At 71.7% G+C, this 4845-nt stretch carries 3 protein-coding genes; 2 read left to right on the forward strand and 1 reads right to left on the reverse strand.

The window, feature by feature from the left end:
• Positions 1 to 222 precede the first annotated feature (222 nt).
• The gene (locus AB0B89_RS34885) at positions 223 to 1161 is read left to right on the forward strand and encodes an MBL fold metallo-hydrolase (RefSeq protein ID WP_358561578.1); all 939 of its coding nucleotides are present in this window, start codon (positions 223 to 225) and stop codon (positions 1159 to 1161) included.
• 126 nt (positions 1162 to 1287) lie between these two features.
• On the opposite strand, the gene AB0B89_RS34890 is transcribed toward AB0B89_RS34885, so the two are convergent.
• Positions 1288 to 2607 (reverse strand): hypothetical protein, encoded by a 1320-nt coding sequence (locus AB0B89_RS34890; protein ID WP_358561580.1) that lies wholly within the window; start codon positions 2605 to 2607, stop codon positions 1288 to 1290.
• Between the two features lie 141 nt (positions 2608 to 2748).
• On the opposite strand from AB0B89_RS34890, the gene AB0B89_RS34895 reads away from it, so the two are divergent.
• Complete coding sequence (locus tag AB0B89_RS34895) at positions 2749 to 4092, forward strand: hypothetical protein (RefSeq protein ID WP_358561583.1); 1344 nt, start codon at positions 2749 to 2751, stop codon at positions 4090 to 4092.
• The last annotated feature ends 753 nt before the right edge of the window (positions 4093 to 4845 follow it).

Genomic DNA, 4845 nt, shown 5'->3' on the forward strand with positions numbered 1-4845 from the left:
CCTCATGGCCGTCCTCGGCGTCGCGTCCGTCGTCGCCCCGCTCGCCGGGGGGATCGTGGCGGGCACGGCGGGCTGGCGCGGGGTGTTCGCGGCGCACATAGGACCGCCGGAACGGCCGGGCCGCGTCCCGATCGGGGCATGTGCCTTACGCTCGTCAGCGAGCACGGTTCGGGTCGAGACGGTCCGCGTCCGGTCCGGACCCAGGGAGCAAGGGAGTGGCCTGTGGACAACGTCACACCGCTCGGCGGCGACGTCTACGAGATCGACACGCGGATGGCCGGCTACTCGGGGATCACCGCGGGCTACCTGATCCTCGGCGACCGGCCCTGCCTCGTCGAGACGGGCACATCCACTTCGGCCCCGATCGTCCGCGACGCCCTGACCTCGCTCGGCGTCGGACCCGATGACCTCGCCACGGTGGTGGTCACGCACATCCATCTCGACCACGCCGGCGGTGTCGGCGACATCGCCGGCCTCTACCCGTCAGCGGAGATCGTGGTGCACGAGAAGGGCGCGCGGCACCTGGCCGATCCGTCCCGTCTCATGGCCAGCGCCCGCATGGTGTGGGGAGACAAGCTGGACACCCTGTTCGGATCGCTGACCCCGACGGACGCGGCGCGCATCCGGGCCCTGGGCGACACCGGCTCGGTCGACCTCGGGGGCGGCCGCATGCTCTCCAGCCACTATTCCCCCGGCCATGCCAAGCACCACGTCGGCCTGCTCGACTCGGCCACCGGAGACCTCTACGTCGGCGACGCGGCCGGGGTGTACCTCCCCGAGACCGGTGATCTGCGTCCCGCGACCCCGCCGCCGGACTTCGACCTCCAGACGGCTCTCGACTCCGTGGCGCTGTTCGGCGCGCTCGGGCCCCAGCGACTGCTGTTCAGCCACTACGGGCCCGTCGCCGACGTCGTCACGACCCTGGAACGTTCAGCAGACGAACTGCGCGTGTGGGTCGACCTGACCCGGCAGGCCCACTCGGAAGGCATGGATCTCGACCACGCCGTGGCGATGGTGCGTGAGAGGACTCGCGAGCGCTACGCCGCGCTGGCCTCGGAGGACGACGAGACGTCCGAGCGTTTCGAGATGCTCAGCGGTGCCCCGTCGAACGTGGCCGGCATCATGCATTGGCTCGACCACGCCAAGCCCCACGGCGGGTAGAGCGACCTTGCGGGGGACGAATCCGCACGAGCGCGCATAGGATCGCTCCGGCGTGGGAACGATGGGTGGCGGGCGCCGCACGCCTTCACATATGGCGGCGCCCACCACCCCTCGTCAGCTCACGCTTCAGGCCTTGCGGTTGCCCGGCTGCTCGCCGTCGGCGTCCTCGTCGTCGAGAACATCCCCCGGAACCGCCCCCGCCGAAACACCGAAGTCCGGCTCGATGAACGCCGGAGCCATCCCGACCTCCAGCCGCGTGGTCTTCAGATCGGGCTTCGCCGTCTCCGCGGCAGGCGTGCCGCCGACAGGACGTACCGTCGCATCCGCGCCGCGCTCGAGCTCGGGCTCGGCGGCACCGCGCTCGGGCTGGGCGGCGTCGCGATCGGGCCCGGCGGTGTCGCCGGAGGCCACTTCGGGCTCGTCGTCGATGACAGACCGCCCGAGAGAGTCGTCCGCGACGTCCACCGGGGCCTCGCCGGGGCTCGCGAGAAGGTCTCCATCGGCGGGGGCTTCCATCGCCCCCGGCTTCTCACCGGCCGGCGTGCCCGGCTCCTCGCGGGTCGACGCGGGACCGTGAGTCTCGGGCTCCTCGTCGATCAGGTCCAGACCGTCATCTTCTGAGTCGTCATCGGAGTCCTCGACGACCAGGCCGGAGGCGTCGGCCGCGAGCCTCGCGCCGCCCTGCCGAGCCTCGGTCTCCGCCGGCTCCTCGTCGCCGTCGTCCGCGTCCAGGTCGAACGCGACGTCCTCGTTGTCCTCGTCTTCGAGGTCCTCGATGACCGCGCCGGTGAGCTCGGCGTAGCGCTCGGCCGCTTCGGTCTCGCCGCCCTCGTCGAACATCATCGCGCGCTCGAACCACTCGGTCGCCGCGCCCTCGTGCCCCGCTTCCGCGAGAGCGTCGGCGTACGCGTAGGCCAGACGGGCCGACCACGGGTGCGGCTCCTGGTTGCGCAGCTCCGGCACCCGCTGCAGCGTGATCACCGCCGCGTCGTGCTGCCCGAGATCGCGCCGGGCGCCCGACTCGACGATGGCCAGCTCGATGCGGCCCGCCCGGTCAAGACGCTCGGCCTCGCGGGAACGCACCAGGTCAAGAGCGCGCTCCGGACGCCCGAGGCCACGCTCGCAGTCGGCCATGATCGGCAGGAACTCATCCGATCCGGTCATCCTGCGCGCGGCACGAAGGTCGCTGAGCGCCTCGGCGTAGTGCCCCGCCCGGTACGCGGCCAGGCCCACGGCCTCGCGCACGACTCCGATGCGGGCGGCGAACCGCCGGGCGACCTTGGCGTGCTCGTAGGCGAGCGCCGCGTCCTCCTCGCCCAGGGCACGCTCGGCCGCCACGAGGTGGCAGGAGATCATGTTCGCGAGGTCGTTCGGGAGTGAGCGCAGCTCGTCCCGAACGTCCTTCTCCAGCTCATCGGGTGTGATGTCCGCTGCCAGCTCCGGCATCGGGGCGCGCTCCTCGCGAGGCGCGCGCTCGGCGCCGCCTTCGAAGCCGCGATCACGTCCGTACCGCGCGCGCGAACCCGCGCTGTCGGAGCGCGGGGCGCTGTCCCGCTGATCGCGGGAAGCGTATCCGTCCCTCTCACGGTGTCCGAACGCCCTGCCGTGGTCGCCGCCGGACGGACGGCCCTCACGAGAGCCCCGATCGTCGCGGCCCTCGCGGCTGAACGGACGCGGCCCCGACGCGCCACGATCATCACGACTGAAAGAGGGACGACCCCCACGGTCGTCACGATTGAACGGACGACCACCACCGCCCTCACGGTTGAACGGACGGCCGCCGCGGTCGTCGCGGCTGGAAGGACGGCCCTCCCCGTAAGGGGGACGTCCGCCGGCTCCACGATCGTCGCGGCCCTCGCGGCTGAACGGACGCGGCCCCGACGCACCACGATCATCACGATTGAAGGAGGGACGACCCCCACGGTCGTCACGATTGAAGGGAGGACGACCACCACGATCATCACGGTTGAACGGACGACCACCGCCCCCCTCACGGTTGAACGGACGGCCGCCGCCCTCGCCGCGCTCGTCACGGCCGAACGGACGGCCCCCACGGTCGTCACGGTTGAACGGGCGAGCACCGCGGTCATCGCGGTCGTCACGGCTGAAGGAACGGCCACCGCGGTCGTCGCTGACGGGACGCCCACCGCGGTCATCGCGGTCGCGCCAGCCGGACGACCCCGCGGGGCGGCCCTCGTGCCGATCGGCGGGGCGGGAGTCCGGCCTGCCACCCTCGCGATGAGGACGCTCTCCGGACCCATACGAGCGGCCGGCGGACGGGCCCCGATCGTCGCGGCCGGCAGGACGGCCTTCACCCGAGCCACCGCGGTCGTCGCGGGTGAAGGGACGACCACCGCCAGGCCGGTCGTCACGGTTGAACGGACGGTGCCCACCAGAGCGATCGTCACGACCCTCACGACCGAACGATCGGTCACCGGAACCCGCCCGATCGTCACGGTAGGGGGGACGGCTCTCGCGCTCGCCGCGATCGTCACGGTTGTACGGACGCGCGCCGGGACCACCGCGGCCTTCACGGTTGAAGGGGCGCGGGGCGGAACCCCCGCGATCGTCACGCTGGAACGGACGACCTCCACGGTCGCCCGACGCCGAGGGGCGTCCGCCGCGGTCGTCGCGGTCGCGCCAGCCGGAGGAACCGCCGGCGGGACCACCCTCGCGCCGCTCTCCGGGACGGGAATCCGGCCGGCCGCCCTCACGATAGGGACGGTCACCACCGCGCGGAGCGTACGAGCCTCCGCCACGGCCGCCAGGCGCGCGATCGCGGTCACCACGGCCGTACGAACGCTCGCCGCCGAAACCACCGCGGTCGTCACGGTTGAAACCGGAACCGCCGCGATCATCGCGGTTGAAACCGGAGCCCCCGCGGTCGTCGCGGTTGAAACCGGACCCGCCTCGGTCGTCACGGTTGAATGAGCGACCCGGGCGGTTGTCGCGGTCGGACGGACGGCCGCTGCTCGAACCACCGCCGCCCTCACGGTTGAACGGGCGGTCGCCACGATTGTCGCGCTGGAACGGACGTCCCCCACGAGAGTCACGATCGCGGGACCCGTACGGACCGGCGGATCGGCCCTCACGCCGCTCGCCATAGCGTGGGCCGTCGCCGGGACGTCCCTCGCCACGGGCTCCCGCGCGGTCGGCACCACCTGGCCGGCCGCCCCTGCTTCCCTCGGGGCGGTCGCTGCGGAACCCTCCAGAACCCCCGCCCGAGCGGTTTCCACCGTCTTCGGGACGGCCCGAGTCCTCACGTCCGTTATCTCTGTTCACTTCTATCCTTCGTTGCTCGCTCACCGCGTCCACCGTGATCCGCGTTCGCTCATTGCGCCGACCATGTGCGGAGGGGACGGTCCATCCGGCCGCGGGGCACAGGCCCGTTTCACTCTGTCGCTGCCCGCGCATAGGCGCCTTACGCGACAAAGGCCACCCGTGGTGGGGTGGCCCGGCACCTCCAGCCTAGCAAGGCCCCGAAGCCCCCGGGACGCGCCGACCGAGAACGTATCGCGCTCTGCGAGCTCGTACCTCGGACGAGACCGAGAGGGACCGGTGCCTGACGGCTTCAGGCATAAAATGCTCTATAACGCAGGGAAGCCACCCACAATGTGGATGGCTTCCCTACCAATCAAATATTTGTCCGGCGGTGTCCTACTCTCCCACACCGTCCCCGGTGCA

It is taken from the genome of Sphaerisporangium sp. NPDC049002 (genome assembly GCF_040649355.1).
In the GTDB taxonomy this organism is placed as follows: Bacteria; Actinomycetota; Actinomycetes; order Streptosporangiales; family Streptosporangiaceae; genus Sphaerisporangium.

What these genes read in the sequence shown, in the direction of transcription:
- AB0B89_RS34890 (WP_358561580.1), bottom strand. Translation starts at nt 2,607, where the DNA reads ATGCCGGAGCTGGCAGCGGACATCACACCCGATGAGCTGGAGAAGGAC.